Annotated in this window: 19 protein-coding genes and 1 tRNA gene; 10 read left to right on the top strand and 10 right to left on the bottom strand. The window is 63.8% G+C overall.

Annotation, left to right across the window (positions count from 1 at the left end):
- Window positions 1-18: 18 nt before the first annotated feature.
- Window positions 19-1,038, bottom strand: a complete 1,020-nt coding sequence (locus tag KVG96_RS18020) for a DUF4917 family protein (protein WP_217893297.1) — start codon at window positions 1,036-1,038, stop codon at window positions 19-21.
- 155 nt (window positions 1,039-1,193) lie between these two features.
- On the opposite strand from KVG96_RS18020, the gene yiaY reads away from it, so the two are divergent.
- The gene (yiaY, locus tag KVG96_RS18015; RefSeq protein WP_217893296.1) at window positions 1,194-2,342 is read left to right on the top strand and encodes an L-threonine dehydrogenase; all 1,149 of its coding nucleotides are present in this window, start codon (window positions 1,194-1,196) and stop codon (window positions 2,340-2,342) included.
- 195 nt (window positions 2,343-2,537) lie between these two features.
- Here yiaY and KVG96_RS18010 read toward each other — a convergent pair whose 3' ends face one another.
- The gene (locus tag KVG96_RS18010) at window positions 2,538-3,026 is read right to left on the bottom strand and encodes a DMT family transporter (protein WP_217893295.1); all 489 of its coding nucleotides are present in this window, start codon (window positions 3,024-3,026) and stop codon (window positions 2,538-2,540) included.
- 78 nt (window positions 3,027-3,104) lie between these two features.
- Here KVG96_RS18010 and KVG96_RS18005 point away from each other — a divergent pair, with 78 nt between their 5' ends.
- From KVG96_RS18005 to KVG96_RS17975, 7 genes are all read left to right on the top strand, one after another.
- Window positions 3,105-4,034, top strand: coding sequence for a LysR family transcriptional regulator (locus KVG96_RS18005; RefSeq protein WP_217893294.1), 930 nt, complete (start codon window positions 3,105-3,107; stop codon window positions 4,032-4,034).
- A 186-nt stretch (window positions 4,035-4,220) separates the two neighbouring features.
- Window positions 4,221-4,937, top strand: a complete 717-nt coding sequence (locus KVG96_RS18000; protein WP_217893293.1) for a PA3715 family protein — start codon at window positions 4,221-4,223, stop codon at window positions 4,935-4,937.
- A 4-nt stretch (window positions 4,938-4,941) separates the two neighbouring features.
- Complete coding sequence (gene fos / locus KVG96_RS17995) at window positions 4,942-5,358, top strand: fosfomycin resistance glutathione transferase (protein ID WP_217893292.1); 417 nt, start codon at window positions 4,942-4,944, stop codon at window positions 5,356-5,358.
- 60 nt (window positions 5,359-5,418) lie between these two features.
- Entirely contained in the window at window positions 5,419-6,057 is a 639-nt protein-coding gene (locus KVG96_RS17990) for a LysE family translocator (RefSeq protein WP_085585204.1), read from the top strand.
- A 79-nt stretch (window positions 6,058-6,136) separates the two neighbouring features.
- The gene (locus KVG96_RS17985; RefSeq protein ID WP_217893291.1) at window positions 6,137-7,486 is read left to right on the top strand and encodes a sensor domain-containing protein; all 1,350 of its coding nucleotides are present in this window, start codon (window positions 6,137-6,139) and stop codon (window positions 7,484-7,486) included.
- A gap of 116 nt (window positions 7,487-7,602) precedes the next feature.
- The gene (locus tag KVG96_RS17980; protein WP_085585200.1) at window positions 7,603-7,761 is read left to right on the top strand and encodes a KGG domain-containing protein; all 159 of its coding nucleotides are present in this window, start codon (window positions 7,603-7,605) and stop codon (window positions 7,759-7,761) included.
- 65 nt (window positions 7,762-7,826) lie between these two features.
- Complete coding sequence (locus tag KVG96_RS17975; RefSeq protein WP_217893290.1) at window positions 7,827-8,330, top strand: DUF4142 domain-containing protein; 504 nt, start codon at window positions 7,827-7,829, stop codon at window positions 8,328-8,330.
- A 95-nt stretch (window positions 8,331-8,425) separates the two neighbouring features.
- On the opposite strand, the gene KVG96_RS17970 is transcribed toward KVG96_RS17975, so the two are convergent.
- From KVG96_RS17970 to KVG96_RS17960, 3 genes are all read right to left on the bottom strand, one after another.
- Window positions 8,426-8,836, bottom strand: coding sequence for a low affinity iron permease family protein (locus KVG96_RS17970; protein WP_217893289.1), 411 nt, complete (start codon window positions 8,834-8,836; stop codon window positions 8,426-8,428).
- Between the two features lie 112 nt (window positions 8,837-8,948).
- Window positions 8,949-9,488 carry an AidA/PixA family protein gene (locus KVG96_RS17965; protein WP_217893288.1) on the bottom strand — a complete coding sequence of 180 codons (540 nt, stop codon included), beginning with the start codon at window positions 9,486-9,488 and terminating at the stop codon, window positions 8,949-8,951.
- Between the two features lie 121 nt (window positions 9,489-9,609).
- Window positions 9,610-10,113 (bottom strand): inclusion body family protein, encoded by a 504-nt coding sequence (locus tag KVG96_RS17960; protein ID WP_217893287.1) that lies wholly within the window; start codon window positions 10,111-10,113, stop codon window positions 9,610-9,612.
- Window positions 10,114-10,507: 394 nt separating this feature from the next.
- Here KVG96_RS17960 and tam point away from each other — a divergent pair, with 394 nt between their 5' ends.
- Entirely contained in the window at window positions 10,508-11,278 is a 771-nt protein-coding gene (gene tam / locus KVG96_RS17955) for a trans-aconitate 2-methyltransferase (RefSeq protein ID WP_217893286.1), read from the top strand.
- 391 nt (window positions 11,279-11,669) lie between these two features.
- Window positions 11,670-12,038, top strand: a complete 369-nt coding sequence (locus KVG96_RS17950; RefSeq protein ID WP_085585190.1) for a DUF6124 family protein — start codon at window positions 11,670-11,672, stop codon at window positions 12,036-12,038.
- Window positions 12,039-12,123: 85 nt separating this feature from the next.
- Here the strand turns inward: KVG96_RS17950 and KVG96_RS17945 are convergent, their stop codons facing one another.
- The 5 genes from KVG96_RS17945 to KVG96_RS17925 form a co-directional block, all read right to left on the bottom strand.
- Entirely contained in the window at window positions 12,124-13,383 is a 1,260-nt protein-coding gene (locus KVG96_RS17945) for a type II toxin-antitoxin system HipA family toxin (RefSeq protein ID WP_217893285.1), read from the bottom strand.
- Window positions 13,376-13,693, bottom strand: a complete 318-nt coding sequence (locus tag KVG96_RS17940) for a helix-turn-helix domain-containing protein (RefSeq protein WP_085585184.1) — start codon at window positions 13,691-13,693, stop codon at window positions 13,376-13,378. The genes KVG96_RS17945 and KVG96_RS17940 overlap by 8 nt, the downstream gene beginning before the upstream one ends.
- A 254-nt stretch (window positions 13,694-13,947) precedes the next feature.
- A tRNA-Gly gene (locus KVG96_RS17935) sits at window positions 13,948-14,021 on the bottom strand.
- Between the two features lie 171 nt (window positions 14,022-14,192).
- A complete protein-coding gene (locus KVG96_RS17930; RefSeq protein ID WP_217893284.1) occupies window positions 14,193-15,077 on the bottom strand; it encodes an alpha/beta fold hydrolase in 885 nt (294 codons plus the stop codon).
- Between the two features lie 309 nt (window positions 15,078-15,386).
- On the bottom strand, window positions 15,387-16,079 hold the full coding sequence (locus KVG96_RS17925; RefSeq protein WP_217893283.1) for a pseudouridine synthase: 693 nt from the start codon (window positions 16,077-16,079) through the stop codon (window positions 15,387-15,389).
- Between the last annotated feature and the right edge of the window lie 17 nt (window positions 16,080-16,096).

Below are 16,096 nucleotides of genomic sequence, written 5' to 3'. Positions count from 1 at the left end.
AAGCTCCCTCGCCACAGATCAGAGCTCGACGGGCACCGACAGCTTCGGATTCCCCAGCGCATGGCTCTTGGCGTCGAAGAAGCGCAGTTCGGTCGCGGTTCCCTCGAACAGCCTGGCGTAATGGCGTTTCTGGTGCTGAATGAACGCGCTGCTGCGCGGGTAGACCGAGATCGCCAGGACCTTGGGTTGGGCCAGGCGCAAGGCGCGGACGATGTGCGCGTCCTGCTCGCCCAGGGCATGGCCGAACAGGCACAGGTTGTCGCCGTGCCGCTGCAACTGGTTCAGGCAGAACGACAGGTAGTCAGAACTGCGGATGGTCTTGAGCTTGTCCGCCACCGGCCCTTCGTTGACGATCAGAGGCACGTCGTCGAGGGTCTTGATCGTGTTGTTGATGGCGAACTGGCCCAGCAGCGTGCCTTCGGTCGAAGCCAGCCGGCGCGCCGTGCCGTCCTGGTTGCGCACCAGGTGCAGGCCGCCGTGCAGGTACAGCAGGCGCGGCTTGTGCGTGGCGTTCGCGCACAGGTCGAAACCGGCGTCGGGGCCGTTGAACAGGTCGTCGACGGCGTCGCCGCCGTGCTGGATCGCCCAGTGGTTGAGCAGGTCGTAGTTGGTGGTGAACACCGTGCGGTAGCGGGCCAGTTCCTCGCCCAGCGTCGCCAGGGTCGACGCCTCGACCAGGCGCCAGGGGATGTGCGCCGCGTGCACCGTGTTGATCAGCGCTTCCTTGATCGCGTAGTAGCGGTTGCGCGGTGCCGCCGAGCTGACCGCCAGGGCCTTGTTCACCCGGCTGGTGGTCTTCAGCGCGCCCAGCACCTGTTCGAAGCTGCGCGTCTGCAGGGCGTCGAAGACCGCCAGCTCGGACGCGCCCAGCGGTTTTTCCTCCACCGTGCGGGCATTCTCGAACAGCGAGTCGTAGCCGAAGTCGTCCCACACCGCGCGGCTGGCGCCGTTGCCCGTGAGCAGGCCGCCGAAGGCCACGGTGTCGCGCAGGGCGTTCCAGTCTTCGAGGCGGTCGTCGACATCCAGAAAATCGGTCATTGCAGGGCAGGTCTCAAACAAAGGGGCAGATGGGCGGCGACTTTATCACGAGCGGGCATTGAGCCAGATCAACAACGGCCGTGACCGTTCGGTCGATCCTGTGCGCATCCGCCGGATCGGAGCAGCCGGTTCGCCCCCTGTCAGGAGACCCGTTCATGAGCAGCACGTTCTTCATTCCCGCCGTCAACATCATGGGCAGCGGCTGCCTGGACGACGCCATGGGCGCGATCCGCAACTACGGCCTGCGCAAGGCGCTGATCGTCACCGACGCGGGCCTGGCCAAGGCCGGCGTGGCGCAGATGATCGCCGAGAAACTGGCGATGCAGGACATCGACTCGGTGACCTTCGACGGCGCCAAGCCCAACCCGAGCATCGCCAACGTCGAAGCGGGGCTGGAGATGCTCAAGGCCGGCCGCTGCGATTTCGTGGTGTCCCTGGGCGGCGGCTCGCCCCACGACTGCGCCAAGGGCATCGCCCTGTGCGCAACCAACGGCGGGCACATCAGCGACTACGAAGGCGTCGACCGCTCCGTCAAGCCGCAGCTGCCGCTGATCGCGATCAACACCACGGCCGGCACCGCCAGCGAGATGACCCGTTTCTGCATCATCACCGACGAGTCGCGCCACGTGAAAATGGCCATCGTCGACCGCAACGTCACGCCGCTGCTGTCGGTCAACGACCCGGCGCTGATGGTGGCGATGCCCAAGGGCCTCACCGCCGCCACCGGCATGGACGCGCTGACCCACGCCATCGAGGCCTATGTGTCCACCGCCGCCAACCCGATCACCGACGCCTGCGCACTCAAGGCCATGACCCTGATCAGCAACAACCTGCGCCTGGCGGTGCGCGACGGCAGCGACCTGGCGGCGCGGGAGAACATGGCCTACGCGCAATTCCTGGCCGGCATGGCGTTCAACAATGCGTCGTTGGGTTACGTGCACGCGATGGCGCACCAGTTGGGCGGCTTCTACGATCTGCCCCACGGCGTCTGCAACGCAGTGCTGCTGCCCCATGTGCAGACCTTCAACGCGCTGGTGTGCGCCGACCGCCTCACCGACGTGGCCCACGCCATGGGCGCGGACATCCGCGGCTTCAGCCCGGAGGAGGGCGCGCAAGCGGCCATCGCCGCGATCCGCTGCCTGGCCAAGGACGTCGAGATCCCCGGCGGCCTGCGCGACCTGGGCGCCAAATGCACCGACATCCCGGTGCTCGCCGCCAACGCCCTGAAAGACGCGTGCGGCTTCACCAACCCGCGGGCGGCGGATCAGCGGCAGATCGAGGAGATTTTCCGCAATGCGTTCTGAGGCGGCCGCTCCCGCCGGGTTCCTGGCGGAACGCAGGACAATGTGGCCAGCACTGCGGCGACTTGACTGACGCCATCGCCAGCAGGCTGTCTCCCACAGTGATCGCGGGATGCTCAGCATTGAGCGGCGGTGCGACGATTCGACTTGCCCGCGAAGACTGACGGAACGGCACGGGAACGGTCCAGGCCAAGACACTCAACCGGCAGCCGCCACCGGCTTGCCGGCTCCCTCCCCGAACTGGATCAGCACCACACCGGCAATCAGCAGCGCCGCCCCCGCCAACCGAGGCATCGTCAGGTGTTTCTCCGCCAGCCCGAACCACCCGAAGTGATCGAGCACCATCGAGGACATGACCTGCCCGGCCAGCGCCAGGGCCACAAAACCCGAGGCGCCGAGCCTGGGCAGCAGCACCACCGCCAGCCCGACGAAACACACCCCGAACGCCCCGCCGGTCCACATCCACAACGGCGGCATTCCCGTCTGCGTCAGCGACGGCAGCGGCAGGCGCAGCGCGACAATCACCGGCAGCAACACCAGCACGCTCACCACCAGCGAGACCATCGTCGCCCACAGCGGATGCCCCAGGCCCCGCGCCAGGTTGAGGTTGAGCGCACTCTGAAACGGCACCACGGCGCCGGCAAGCGCCGCCAACAGCAACAGTCCAGCCCACTGCAAGGTTCCCATGGATCGTCTCCGGCAAGGTTTCGCTGGACTCTAGGGCATTCGTCGCGCAGATTTAAATTCCGTTTTGCTATCGGGAACATGCATCGGATGAATGCTCTGCGCCGCGTCGATCTCAACCTGCTGGTGATCCTCGACGCCTTGCTCCTCGAGCGTCACGTGACCCGTGCCGCCGAGCGCCTGCACCTGAGCCAGCCGGCGGTCAGCCATGCGCTGGCCCGTCTGCGCGACCTGCTCGGCGATCCGCTGCTGGTGCGGGCCGGCGCCGGCCTGGCGCCCACGGCCCGGGCCCTGGAACTGGCGGCGCCGCTGGCCGAAACCCTGGCGCAGGTGCAGGCCCTGCTGGCGCCGAACGCGTTCGCCCCGGCCAGCGCCCGGCGCACCTTCCGCGTGGCCATGTCCGACTACGGCGCCGCGATCATCCTGCCGGGGCTGATCCGCACCCTGCGTCACGAAGCGCCGGGCATTGACCTGCAGATCTGCCACGCCAGCCGCGAAGGCATGCTCGAAGGCGTGCTCAACGGGGACATCGACGTCGCCGCCGGCGTCTTCCCCGACCTGCCCGGCGAGCTGCGCAGCACGCCCTTGTTCGAAGAACGCTACGCCTGCCTGCTGGATCGCCAGAGCCTGCCCGCCGACGGCGCGCTCGACCTGCCGACCTACCTCGCCCGCCCCCACGTCCTGCTGGAGATGCGCGGCAGCGGCACTCCGGAAATCGAACGCACCCTGACCGCCCTGCGCGAACGCCGCCGCGTCGCCGTCAGCCTGCCGCACTGGAGCGTCGCCCCGCAGCTGATCGCCGGCACCGACCTGATCCTGACCGTGGCTTCGCGGGCGCTGGACGGGATCGACCGGACATCGCTGGCCGTCGTGCCGCCGCCGTTCGAGATCGCGCCGTTCACCTTTGTGCTGGCGTGGCATGGGCGGCGGGGTGGGGATCAGGCGTTGAACTGGTTGAATCGGCGAATTCAGGAAGGGGTCGAGGGTGGAGGGCGAGTGCCAGTCTCATGAGGGCTGTTACTTTCATGTCTCCAGACTCGTTCTGCGTGGGGCGTTGAGCAGGGCGGGACAAATGGTGGTTCAGGCGAGTGCATGAAAGGCGTGGGATTTCTGTCGTGTGGTTTATAGTGCGCAGCTTATTACCGTGTCAGATTGGGCCGCAGGCAGTGCCTCCACGGCTGTCATCAAGGAAGAACAATGCTCACCCGTTCCCGATTTCTCATCGCCCTGGGCCTTCTGGCCCTCTCCGCCCAAGCCCAGGCCGCCTGCGAAACCAAGCCCTTCAACGGCCATTCCCTGTCCCGCTGCAAGATCTGGCCGGCCTTCGCGAATCAGGCGATTTCCGCCAAATCCTCGTTCGTGCCGGATGCCGACGGCAGCGAGGACGGCGTGTTCGACCTGGAACTGTCGGTCGTCAACGCCTCCAGCCTCAAGCCGTTGGTCACCTACGTCAAACCCGGCGCCTTCAACTCCGATGCCATCCGTTTCGACGACCTCAAGATCGATACCGCCCGTTACCGCCTGGCGACGGATGTGCGGGCGTTCGGGCTGCGTTCGAGTTTCGACCACAGTTCCCGGGCCAACCCCTACGAGAAAACCGATCTGGCGCTGTATGTCCGCGAAGGCGACAAGTTGCGGCCGGTGCTTGAGGGCCTGGTGGTCTACAAGAACAGCGGCGAGTGGATGGCCAATTGCGAAGGCGAGGGCAAGACGCTTCGCCGCACCCTTGAGGTCGGGCCGCAGACCCATCACGGGTTTTCCGACCTGATCGTGACCACCAAAGGCACGCGACTGAAGACCGTCAAGTCGGGCCAGGCGTGCGTGTCCAGCACCACGGAACTGGGCGCCACCCAAATCACCCTGAGCTACGACGGCCGGCAATACGTTGTCCCCGAAGACCTGCGAGGCTACTGAACCGATGCTCACCGGGCTCAATCACCTGACCCTCGCGGTCACCGATCTTGCGCGCAGCCTGGCGTTCTACCGCGATGTGCTGGGCCTGCGCGTCGAGGCTACTTGGGACGCCGGAGCCTATCTGTCGCTGCCGGGCCTGTGGTTGTGCCTGTCGCTGGATCCCGGGCGCAGCTCCGAGGCCGCCGCCGACTACACCCATTACGCCTTCAGCCTCGGCGAAGCCGGTTTCCTGCCGTTCGTGCAGAGGCTCCGTGCCGCGAACGTGCGGGAATGGCGGGACAACCGCAGCGAAGGTGCGTCGTTCTACTTTCTCGATCCGGACGGCCACAAGCTTGAGGCCCATGTCGGTGATCTGGCTTCGCGGTTGGCCGCATGTCGGCAAAAGCCCTACGCGGGCATGCGTTTTTTCAACGAACCGTGAATATTCGCCAAACGCTGGGATAGACTGGCGGCCACGTTTTCCGGCGCTTGCAGGTTTTCCATGACTTCATCGTTGCTGATGGCCGTGCTGGCCTCGGGGTTCATCTACGGCATCACGCCAGGTCCTGGCGTGCTGGCGGTGTTCGGCATCGGCGCGGCGCGCGGGCGGCGGGCCGGGGCCGGGTTCCTGTGCGGGCACCTGTTGGGCGACGTGGTGTGGTGCAGCACCGCGCTGATCGCCATCGTCGGCGCCCGGGAAATCGGCAGCACGGCGTTCGACGTGCTCGGCGTGCTCAGCGGCCTGTACCTGTTCTGGCTCGGCTGGCGTGCGGTGCGGGCCCGGCGCAGCAACGGCGACCAGCCCCAGGGCGCGGCGCGCCAGCCGTTCTGGCACGGCATCCTGTTCGGCCTGACCAACCCCAAGGCCTACCCGGTGGCGGTGGCGACCTTCACTGCGCTGCTGTCGAGCCGCGCCGAGCTGCTCAACTGGTCGATGCTGCCGATGCTCATCGCCTTGAGTTTCCTGGGCGGCCTGCTGGCCTACGCTATCCTCATCGGCATCGTCGGCGCCCGTCAGGTGCGCACGCTGTATCAACGCCATGAGCTGGCGATCACCCGGCTGTGCGGGGTGATGTTCATCGGTTTCGCCGTCAACGCGTTGGTGCATGCGTTGCCGGGGCTGATGCCGAACAAGGCTTGAAACCGAACGCAAGGATGCGCAGTAGCCAGGTCAGGGACGGTTGATCAGTGCTGTATTGTCCGGACACCTACGCCGAACCATGGAAAGCCGAAACTCCGCGCCGCTGGCGAGTTACATCGATCTGTTGCTGGACGCCGTCTGCGCGGTGGATAAACAGGGCCGTTTCGTTTTTGTCAGCGCCGCCTGCGAGCGGATCCTCGGCTATCTGCCAGATGAGCTGATCGGCCAGGCGATGATCGACTTCGTCCACCCGGCCGACCGCGAGCGCACCCTGGCGGCGGCCCGGGAGATCATGGGCGGCGAGCCCAAGCACAACTTCGAGAACCGCTACGTGCGCAAGGACGGCAGCGTGGTGCACATCCTGTGGTCGGCGCGCTGGTCGGAGGTCGACCAACTGCGCATCGCCGTGGCGCGGGACATCACCGAACGCAAGCAGGCCGAATCCCGGCAGGCGGCGCTCTACGCTATCTCCGAAGCGGCCCACGCGGCCGAAGGCCTGCTGGCGCTGTTCAAGCGCATCCACTTGATCATCGGCGAATGGCTGCCGGCGCTGAATTTTTCCGTGGCGCTGTATGACGAGCACTGCGCGCAGCTGAACTTTCCCTATCACGTCGTCGACGATGAGCGCCGGCCGGAGCAGCCAGGCACCGTGACCGGACGCCTGTGCGCGGAAGTGATCCGCACCGGGCAGCCGATTCTGTTGACGCCCGACAGCGCCGACGCGCCTGCGGGGTTCGAGGAACTGGTGGCCGGGCAGCACGGCCCTTGCTGGCTGGGCGTGCCGCTGAACTCGAAGAACGGCACCATCGGCGCGCTGATCGTCAAAAGCCTGCCCGGCGGCGAGCGCTACACCGAGCGGGACAAGGAACTGCTGCAGTACGTCTGCGCGCAGATCGCCACCGCCATCGAGCGCCAGCAACTGCACGCCCGCCTGCGGCACATGGCGCAGTACGACCAGCTCACCCAACTGCCCAACCGAGAACTGCTGCGCGAGCGGCTCAAGGCTGCCCTGGCCTTTGCCCGGGAGCAGTCGGGGTACTTGGCGCTGCTGTACGTCGACCTGGACCGCTTCAAGCAGGTCAACGACTCGCTGGGCCATGCCGTCGGCGACATGCTCCTGCAGACCGTGGCCAACCGGCTCAAGGGCTGCGTGCGCGAGACCGACACGGTGGCGCGGATCGGCGGCGACGAGTTCATCGTGCTGCTGCACAGCGTCCACGCCGCAGACGATGCCGACGGCGTTGCGGAAAAGATCCGACAGGTGCTGGTGCAGCCCATGCGCCTGGACGGCCACAACCTGCACATCCAGCCGAGCATCGGCGTCGCCCGCTATCCCGAGCACGGCAGCGAAGAACAGCAACTGTTCCGCCACGCCGACCAGGCCATGTACGCTGCCAAACGCCTGAACCACCGCGCCCTGGACAGCTGAACCGCGCTCGCCGTTCGTCGCGGCGCGGGCAACTTTTCTAAACCTTTGGCGGTCAGGAAATTCTCAACCTAGGCGGGCACCTGCTCGCCACGATCAACGCCAAGAGGTAGAGAATCATGCCTAATTCAAGAAACTCGAACTCGGGAAACTTCGCCAACGACCGGACCAAGGCGTCCGAGGCCGGCCGCAAGGGTGGTAAAACCACCACCACGACCGTCGACAAGGATCCGGGCAAGGCCGAAATGGGCCGCAAGCCTGCGCAGAAGTCGAAGTAGCCGTTTGATTGAGAGGCGGGGGCGCAAGCTCCCGCTTGAATGCTTCAGAGAAGGAGGGCGCGACCATGAGCCGCAAGGCCAGCCGAGTCCGCAACATCAGTTTCTTCACCCTGCTGGCGCTGGGCGCCGGCAGCGCGTTCGCCCAGTCGCCCGCCGACTTCATCAACGATGCCTCGGCCAAAGGCATGGCCGACATCGAAGCCAGCCGCCTGGCGCACCAGAAGTCGGAATCCAAAGAGGTCAAGGACTACACCATCGTGGTCATCAACGACCGCACCACCGCCAACCAGCACCTGGCGAAGATCGCCAAGAAACTCGACTTGCCAGTAGCGTCCCGCGACGACATGGCCGACAAGGCCAAGACGCTCATGCCCGAAGCCCTGGAGGGCGAGACTTTCGACCAGGCCTACGCCGCCAGTCAGGTCAAGGCGACGGAGGAGGCCATCCAGCAGATCGAGCAGGAAGCGCAGACCACCGACGTGCCTGAGATCAAGGCCTTCGCCGCCGAGACCCTGCCCAAACTGCAGAACCACCTGGAGATGGCCCGGGCCCTGCAGGCCAGCCGCTGACGGCCACCACGCAATCCCACCGTGGCGAGGGAGCTTGCTCCCGCTGGCCTGCGCAGCAGGCCCCTCCGTCACTCGCGGAGCAAACACCGCAACCCTCAACAATCGTTCAGATCCTGCTTCGGCTTGCTCTTGTCCCCCAACCCTTCCAGGTTGAACACCTCGTTCTCACCCAGCGACCGGTAATGCTTGCGCAGCGTCTCCAACTGCTTCAGGTCCAGCGACTCCAGCCCGAGCATCGCGTTCTGCGCCTCCTGGGTGACCCGCAGCAGTTCGTCCAGCTTCAGGTGCAGGATGTCCGTGTCACGGTTCTGGGTGTTCTGGATCAGGAACACCATCAGGAACGTGATGATGGTGGTCGAGGTATTGATGATCAGTTGCCAGGTGTCGTTGTAACCGAAAAGCGGCCCGCTCAATCCCCACAGCCCGATCAGGATCAACGCGCCCATGAACGTCTTGGGACTGCCCGCCCACAGGGCGAGCGTCTGGGAAATCTTGGCGAATTTCATGGCGGTGATCCTCAGCAAGGGGCCTGAAGTTCTGACATCCGCCAATCAGTGAAAATTCGACTTCAAACAGAGCTGGCCGACCATGAAGCGGCGGCTTGGGCTTTGGCGCCTGTCATGGCCTGATCTCCACCTCGACCGACCAACTGAAACACCCCGCCACCTCGCAACGCTGATTGACCAACATGAAATCGAACCGGCAGGGCGTCGAGCCCTTTGCCGTTGCCGAGCAATGCCAGTAGTGGTCGTCGGCCCGGTGGCTGGCGGGTTCGGTCGGGTTGTCGGGATCGGGGGCGGGAACGGTCAGGCCGGGTTTGACGACCAGCTTGGGCGTGGAAAGAACGGCGCTGTCGCCGATGTCCATGGCATAGAACACCACGCTATGTTCGGCGATCAGGCTGATGGATCTTCCGCGCAGGTGACATTCGTCGCCGATGTCCATCGGGAGTGTCACTTTGCTGTCATTTCCGCTTTTTTTGCCTGTGGCGTTCCCGCTGAGCGGAAGAACGAAACCTGCATCGATGGCCGTGGGGTTGTCGGGATCCAGGCTGGGATCCGGGTATCTCGCCAGCAGGGACTCGGCATCGACGATCAACAGTGCGCTGAGCGCCTTGGCGGGGCGGGTCGACGGCGGTGGGATCGGTTCGGAAGTCATCATGGATTCCTTTCATGATGTGGGCGAAATGCGACCGCCCCGGCCGTGGCAGGCATCCTGTTCCGTGCAGGGCGGCGGCGGATCCGGCAGGCCCCCCGTCGCCGGGAGGCCCGGAGCCTCGTCAGTTGTGGATGGAGATGAACGGATCCCAGGAGCAGCAACCGACGATCTGGCAATTGCGGTCGACGATCAGGAAATGGAAGTGGTAGGTCACGCGGCCGCATGCCAGGGTTTCGGACGACCAGTAGTGGTTGTCGACCTTCTGGCAGCTAGGCACCGACGGATTGCTGGTGTTCGGCACGGCGACGCACGCCGTGGCCTTGCGCGGCGAGGGCGGCGAGATCAGGTCGTTGCCCTGGTTGCCGATGAACTTGTAGAAGATCACCGCGTTTTCGAAGCTCTGCGACAGGCTGGTCTCACGCCAGCGGATCAGGTCGCCGACCTGGGCCTTGATGTCCAGTTCGCCCCCGGCCTGACCGCTGACCACGTTGTCCTGGTTGGTGACCATGTAGACGTGTTTCCAGTCGATCATCGTCGGCGAGGCCGGGTTCTTGCTGATGCCGGGGTAGTTTTTCAGAATGGTTTCGGTGTCGATAGAGACCAGCACATCCGTGACTCGAGACATGGTAAAGCTCCTTGTTCATAGTGAATGCCTGGCTGTTGACGAGCCCGGCAACGCTTGCCTGTCGCTTGGCCGTTGCTAGCACACTACGGACGGAACCCACCGGTCATGGGGATTGAGCTGGCCGTGCTCCCTGCACGAAATCGAATGCGTCGGGTTCCTTCCGACTGCTGCCCATTGACTATAGGTAGCTTTTTTTAGCTGTCAAAACTGACTCATTGGCGGTTCGACGAACGGTCGCTTTGCCGTCATGGGCCTGAAGCCCGGCATAGCGACGCTTCGGAGCGGTTCGACGGTTCGGCTGCGGACACGGATTGCAACGTGTCGCTCTGGAGCTGAGCGCAAGGGAGGCGGTATCGTAGCGAACCGCTGCAATGCCCACCGACAGGAGTACGCAATGAGCTGGTCCGCCAAGCAATATGTCGCTTTCGAAGATGAACGCACCCGTCCGGCCCGTGATCTGTTGGCGGCGATCCCCACGCCCGAGGCGCGCACGGTGGTCGACATCGGTTGCGGCCCCGGCAATTCGACCGAGCTGCTGGTGTCGCGCTTCCCGGGGGCGCAGGTGCGCGGGCTGGACAGTTCGCCGGACATGATCGAGGCCGCCCGCAAGCGCCTGCCGCAATTGCGGTTCGATGTGGCAGACATCGATGCATGGGCCGATGAAGGCCCGTTCGATGTGATCTTCGCCAACGCGGTGTTGCAGTGGGTGCCCGACCACGCGACGTTGCTGCCGGCGCTGGCGGGCAAGCTTGCGCCCGGCGGGAGCCTGGCGATCCAGATGCCGGACAACCTCAATGAACCGTCCCACCGGCTGATGCGCGAAGTCGCCGCCAACGGGTCGTGGGCCGGCAAACTGGCGGGCGCCGCCGGGCAGCGCACCGAAATGGCGGATGCCAGCGGTTACTTCTCGATGCTGCGCCCGCACTGCTCACGGGTCGATGTGTGGCGCACCACCTATCACCATCCGTTGCCGGGCGGTGCGGCGGGGGTGGTGGAATGGTTCAAGGGCAGCGGTCTGATTCCGTTCCTCAGCCCCCTCACGGAAGCGGAGCGGGCGCAGTACCTGGAGCACTATCTGGCGGCCGTGGCCCAGGCCTATCCGGCGTTGCCTGACGGTTCGGTGCTGTTGCCGTTTCCGCGGCTGTTCATTGTCGCTACGCGTTGAGGACATTGTGGTGGGCGCCCGTCGCTGCCGGGCGAAGGCGCTCTCCAAGGGCGATAACTTGATCCGGGATGTTTAATCCATGTTCATGATTTGCCGAACCTTCCCACACGGTTTTCAGGTTGTCCGTCGGAAGCCAGCTCTTTAGCCTGAGCGGGTCGCTGACGAGTCGGCGGCCGGGATTGGAACCCCGAACAACACTGAAAGCAAACGCACCTTTCATGACGTATGCTGCGCATCTTGATGGTGTGCGCTCCGCTATGGCGGCTGTGCGCGGGAGACTTCGAGTCTGCCGGGTTTTGCTCAGTGGCCCGGGTTCCAACCTGCGTACAGCTGCCACCCTTCGCGTGGAACCGAAGGCGGCAGCTCTGACCATCACGCTGAGTAAAAAATCATGAAAAAACCAACACCGAACCCGCCCGAAATCCCCACCGATCCAACTTCCCCCTACACCTCGATCGACTCGCGAAAACTTCACGAAGCCGCAGAACGTGCGCTCGACCATTACTTGAACCCGGCCGCCGGGATCATGGCCACGTCCCTCGACGCCGAACCCATGTACCTCCCCAACCCCGTCTACGACACCGAATCCCTGCTGGCCAACGCCAGCGAGAACCTCGGCTCGGCCTCGGAAATGCTCAACAACTTCGCCGCCGTGCTGGACGCCGGCCACCGCCGGACCGCGCTGGGCATCGCGCAATTGGTGGCGCTGGGGGAAGCGGCGGTGAACCAGGCGTTGGATAACGTCGAACCGAAGGGGTGACGGCCCGTTGGGCAGGCACAAAAAAAACCGGTCATCACGACCGGTTTTTTCATTTCAACGCATTCGCTTCCTGGCGACGCAGGCCTCAGCGAAGCAGGGCAATGTTTTCGTCGATCCGGTCCTGAATGGCCAGCAACGTTTCCCGGGTGATCACACCGGGGTATCCATGCTCGGCCATGGCCGCGAACTGACTGGCCACGTTGCACATCCGGTCAAGGATGTCGCCTGCCGCGCCGGCCGGGATCTCGGCTTCCTCAGCAAGTCTGAGCAGGGATTTCCGGTCGATCTGCAGTGCTTCGCCCATCACATCCATTTGATGGTATCCGCCGGGGCCTTCGCAGAAGGTCACGTCGTAGGCCGGCGCCAATGTCCATTGGCCCGAAGGTAACATCAGGTAGGCAAAGTTCTTGGGGTGATCGTCCCGGTTGTTGAACACAACGTTGAAGGCTGCACGTTCGAACGCCAGCGCCTTTTCCCGAATGTCATTGGTGCAGCGATGGGTCGCCCGCAGGAAACTGACGTAATCCAGCGTGCCCGCGGTCTGGAAATCGGCTCCGGTGAAGGCCGCAAGACTTTGCATGGGTACGCGGAGCTCGCCTTGTCGGTCAAAGCGCCGCGTGGCGAAGGCTGCCAGTCCGTTCGGCAGGCTGAAGTACTGGGTGTCGGGTGTGCGGATGCCGCATTTGCGCAAGCATTCGGCGTAGACCATTTCGATGGCACAGACTTCAGGGTGTTCTTGCCTGGCCGGAAACTTGACCAACCAAGCCTCGAAGCCCGGCGTGGCAATCGTCGTAAAGGCTTGTGTCAGAGGATCGCGATAGACCAAAGCCTTCGGCCTGGCGCCTTGGGGAGAGCCGCCGACCAGCAGCAACCTCTCCAGGAATTCGCCGCCTTCGCCATTGAGCACCTCCCGTACCTCGGCCGCGAGCAGGTCGAGTGGAATGTGTTCTTGCGGCTCCAGCCCTTCGGGCGCCACGGGTTTGAAGGACATCGCGCCCATGGCGTTGTTGCCGATGTAGGCCAGCCGCTCCAGCGGCCCGATGCGAGCCGGGTTCAGACGGCGGCGCTTGAAGAGACGATCCATCAACAGCATGCCCCATCCGTCGGGCAATGAATCGTAGACCGGGCCTGGAAGCCCCAACTGATGGCGCGGGAAGTCGCGGCTTAGCTTGGGGCCTTCCAAGGGAAGCTTGAGGGAGGACAGCTCCAGCCCTCTGCGCTTCGCTTCGTCGCTGTACTCGAACACGATCAACGGGCGCCCCGTGAGGGCCGTCGTGGAAACCAGCGTGCCCCACTGCCAGTGTTCGCCCCAGCCGTCGTAGTAGACATCGACTTGCTCAAGCATCGCCGGACTTCCTCCTGACACGATGACGTGTGGAGCTGTTTTCGTAGCGAAGGATATCGTCCAGGCTGTCCAGCTTCGGCATGAACAGGTTTTCGAGCTCATGGGCGCGCCCGAGCACCATGGCCACGCGAATCACGTTTTCGAACCCGACATTGCGCCCGGATTCCAGATTGGACACGGTGTTGGTGCCGATGCCGGCGCGCGCCGCCACTTCGGCCTGCGTCATTTGCCGGGCCAACCGTTCGGTGCGAAGGCGTTCGCAAAGCCGTTTGACGATTTCACTGGGGGTGCTGAGGCTTAATTCCAGCATGATGGGCCTAAGGCGGGACTGAGTGCGTGGGTGCTCAAAAGTATAGAGTTGGCCTTGGTTTTGTCAAAGCGCACAATTCTCATATTGTGGTTATTAACTAGCAATTTACGGCTTAAGATATTGTTTTATGGATTTATCATTCAGGTGAGCTGATGCTCTGCATGAATGGGATGCCAGATTCCAGACACAAAAAAACCGGCGCTATAGGCCGGTTTTTTTCATCCCCGTCAAACGACGCAGGACTGAAATCTGATTGGAGCGGGTGAAGGGAATCGAACCCTCGTTATCAGCTTGGGAAGCTGGAGTAATGCCATTATACGACACCCGCTCGGAACGGCTGACTTTGTACCAGACTCGGGCGCGGAATTGAAGTTTTCTTTGCGCGCGGAGCTCTGAAAGTCCTGAAACAGACGTGCCGTCGGTCAGTCGCGGGCAAGCGCTGCGGGTGTGAAGTCGGTCGACACTTCAGTGGCGCAGGCTTGCTCGCGGTGACGCTTTTTCAGATGGCCAATGCATGGTAGTCCTGGGCGAACGCGTTGCGCGCGCGGCTGCTGTGCTGCGCAGGTTTCAGGAAACCCAGCAATGCCTTGCGGCTGCCTTCGCAGGCGGCCTTGTGTTCCATGTCGAGGAAGTGGCCGGTGGCCTGCAGCGTGGTGAAGGTGCTCAGCTGCACATGGTTGCCGAACAGCTTGGCGTCCACGGCCGAGGTGTACTCGTCCCATTCGCCGTTCATGAACAGCACCGGCACGTCGATTTGCTTGGCGGCGCGCAGGTAGCAGTCGCGGTCGTTGTTCAGCACTTCGTTGATGTGAAAGTGCATCTGCCCGTATTCGTGCTCGGCCAGGCTGCTGACGTGGCGGTAGTTGAAGCGCTTGAACAGCGACGGCAGGTGCTTGCCGATGGTGTTGTTCACCAGATGGCCGACGCGGTCGCGGTCCAGGTTGCCGAGGTGTTCGACGCCGCGTTCGAGGTAGTCGCGCATCGGTTCGTTGATCACCGGCGAGAACGAACTGATCACGGCCCTTTCGATGCGCCGGGGACGATGCGCCAGGGCCATCATGGTGGCGGCGCCGCCCCAGGAGAACGACAGCACATGCTCGGCGGCGAAGTGGTCGATCAGCTCCAGCAGGATCTGAGCCTCGACTTCCTTGGTCAGCATCCTGTCGTGGCGGTTGTGCGCCTTGGAGCGGCCAGCGTAGGGCTGGTCGTAGCAGACCACGTTGAATTGCGGGTGCAGGTTCTTGACGGTTTGCGCAAACGACGCAGTCGTGGCCATCGAGCCGTTGACCAAGATGATGGTCTTCTCTGCGGCGTCTGCGCGATAGAACTCCGTGTAAACCCGATACTGACCCTGTATATCCAGCACAGCGATTTCTGGCCTCATGTCATAAGACTCCTGGCAAGCGGGTATGCGCGCAAAAGATTGCACGAGCTTTGTGACAGGTAGGCATACGCCTGGAATTTTGCGGGCCCATGTCGATCCGTTACGGCAGGTCGACGGGTGTTGTTATTGGCGGGCGATTTGCCGGGGGAGGCGGAGCCTGGAGGCTCTCTGCCGGCAAAAGGTTTCTTAGAAGTATGTTGTGACTCATCGGTCACATTTTGGCCGACGTCCTGATTCAAGCAGGGGGATCAGGATCGCGCAAGTGCCGTCGGTAATTTGTTCGACAACTTCTGCTGAGCGGTCGCAGGCTTAGAACAAATGGATCTCTTCGGTGCGCAAAGCCCGGTACTCGCCCGGTTTTAGCGCATCGTCCAGGTGCAGCGGGCCCATGGATTCGCGGTGCAGGCGCAGCACTTTGTTGTTGAAATGGCCGAACATGCGCTTCACCTGATGGTAGCGGCCCTCGACGATGCTCAACCGCGCCGTTTTCGGGCCGATCACGTCCAGCACCGCCGGCTGCGTGGTCAGGTCTTCGAAGGCGAAGTAGATCCCCTGGGCGAATGTGCTCGCATATTCCGGGCCGATTTCCTGTTCGGTCTCCACGTAGTAGACCTTCGGCAGTTTGGTCTGCGGCTGGGTGAGGCGCCGCGACCAGGCGCCGTCGTTGGTGATCAGCATCAGCCCGGTGGTGTTGAAATCCAGCCGGCCGGCGATGTGCAGGTCGTCCTTGTCCGCTTCCAGGATCAGGTCGAGTACGGTCGGGTGCTGCGGGTCGCGGGTGGCGCTGACGCACCCCGGCGGTTTGTGCAGCATGAAGTAGCGCGCCGGTTTGCCGGCCTGCAGCACTTCGCCGTCCACCTCGACGCGGCTGAATTCCAGCACGTCGCTGTGCGGGTCGCTGACGACTTTTCCGTCGATGCACACGCGCTTTTCCACCAGCAGCAGGCGAACTTGCTGACGGTTGTAGCGGGGCAGGTTGCTGAGGAAACGGTCGACGCGCATGGTCAGGAATCGGTGGG

This window comes from Pseudomonas ekonensis, from assembly GCF_019145435.1.
Lineage (GTDB): Bacteria > Pseudomonadota > Gammaproteobacteria > Pseudomonadales > Pseudomonadaceae > Aquipseudomonas > Aquipseudomonas ekonensis.
The sequence above is the reverse complement of the archived record's forward strand: the minus strand, read 5'-3'. Positions and strand labels throughout refer to the sequence as shown.

Bases quoted from the DNA above. Each gene is read 5' to 3' on its own strand.
- KVG96_RS17970 (WP_217893289.1), bottom strand. From the start codon at position 8,836: ATGAAATTCGCCAAGATTTCCCAGACGCTCGCCCTGTGGGCGGGCAGT.
- KVG96_RS17985 (WP_217893291.1), top strand. From the start codon at position 6,137: ATGGAAAGCCGAAACTCCGCGCCGCTGGCGAGTTACATCGATCTGTTG.
- KVG96_RS17940 (WP_085585184.1), bottom strand. From the start codon at position 13,693: ATGCTGGAATTAAGCCTCAGCACCCCCAGTGAAATCGTCAAACGGCTT.
- KVG96_RS18010 (WP_217893295.1), bottom strand. From the start codon at position 3,026: ATGGGAACCTTGCAGTGGGCTGGACTGTTGCTGTTGGCGGCGCTTGCC.
- KVG96_RS18000 (WP_217893293.1), top strand. From the start codon at position 4,221: ATGCTCACCCGTTCCCGATTTCTCATCGCCCTGGGCCTTCTGGCCCTC.
- KVG96_RS17925 (WP_217893283.1), bottom strand. From the start codon at position 16,079: ATGCGCGTCGACCGTTTCCTCAGCAACCTGCCCCGCTACAACCGTCAG.
- fos (WP_217893292.1), top strand. From the start codon at position 4,942: ATGCTCACCGGGCTCAATCACCTGACCCTCGCGGTCACCGATCTTGCG.
- KVG96_RS17950 (WP_085585190.1), top strand. From the start codon at position 11,670: ATGAAAAAACCAACACCGAACCCGCCCGAAATCCCCACCGATCCAACT.
- KVG96_RS17945 (WP_217893285.1), bottom strand. From the start codon at position 13,383: ATGCTTGAGCAAGTCGATGTCTACTACGACGGCTGGGGCGAACACTGG.
- KVG96_RS17965 (WP_217893288.1), bottom strand. From the start codon at position 9,488: ATGACTTCCGAACCGATCCCACCGCCGTCGACCCGCCCCGCCAAGGCG.
- tam (WP_217893286.1), top strand. From the start codon at position 10,508: ATGAGCTGGTCCGCCAAGCAATATGTCGCTTTCGAAGATGAACGCACC.
- KVG96_RS18020 (WP_217893297.1), bottom strand. From the start codon at position 1,038: ATGACCGATTTTCTGGATGTCGACGACCGCCTCGAAGACTGGAACGCC.
- KVG96_RS17930 (WP_217893284.1), bottom strand. From the start codon at position 15,077: ATGAGGCCAGAAATCGCTGTGCTGGATATACAGGGTCAGTATCGGGTT.
- KVG96_RS17980 (WP_085585200.1), top strand. From the start codon at position 7,603: ATGCCTAATTCAAGAAACTCGAACTCGGGAAACTTCGCCAACGACCGG.
- KVG96_RS17975 (WP_217893290.1), top strand. From the start codon at position 7,827: ATGAGCCGCAAGGCCAGCCGAGTCCGCAACATCAGTTTCTTCACCCTG.
- KVG96_RS17960 (WP_217893287.1), bottom strand. From the start codon at position 10,113: ATGTCTCGAGTCACGGATGTGCTGGTCTCTATCGACACCGAAACCATT.
- KVG96_RS17990 (WP_085585204.1), top strand. From the start codon at position 5,419: ATGACTTCATCGTTGCTGATGGCCGTGCTGGCCTCGGGGTTCATCTAC.
- KVG96_RS18005 (WP_217893294.1), top strand. From the start codon at position 3,105: ATGCATCGGATGAATGCTCTGCGCCGCGTCGATCTCAACCTGCTGGTG.
- yiaY (WP_217893296.1), top strand. From the start codon at position 1,194: ATGAGCAGCACGTTCTTCATTCCCGCCGTCAACATCATGGGCAGCGGC.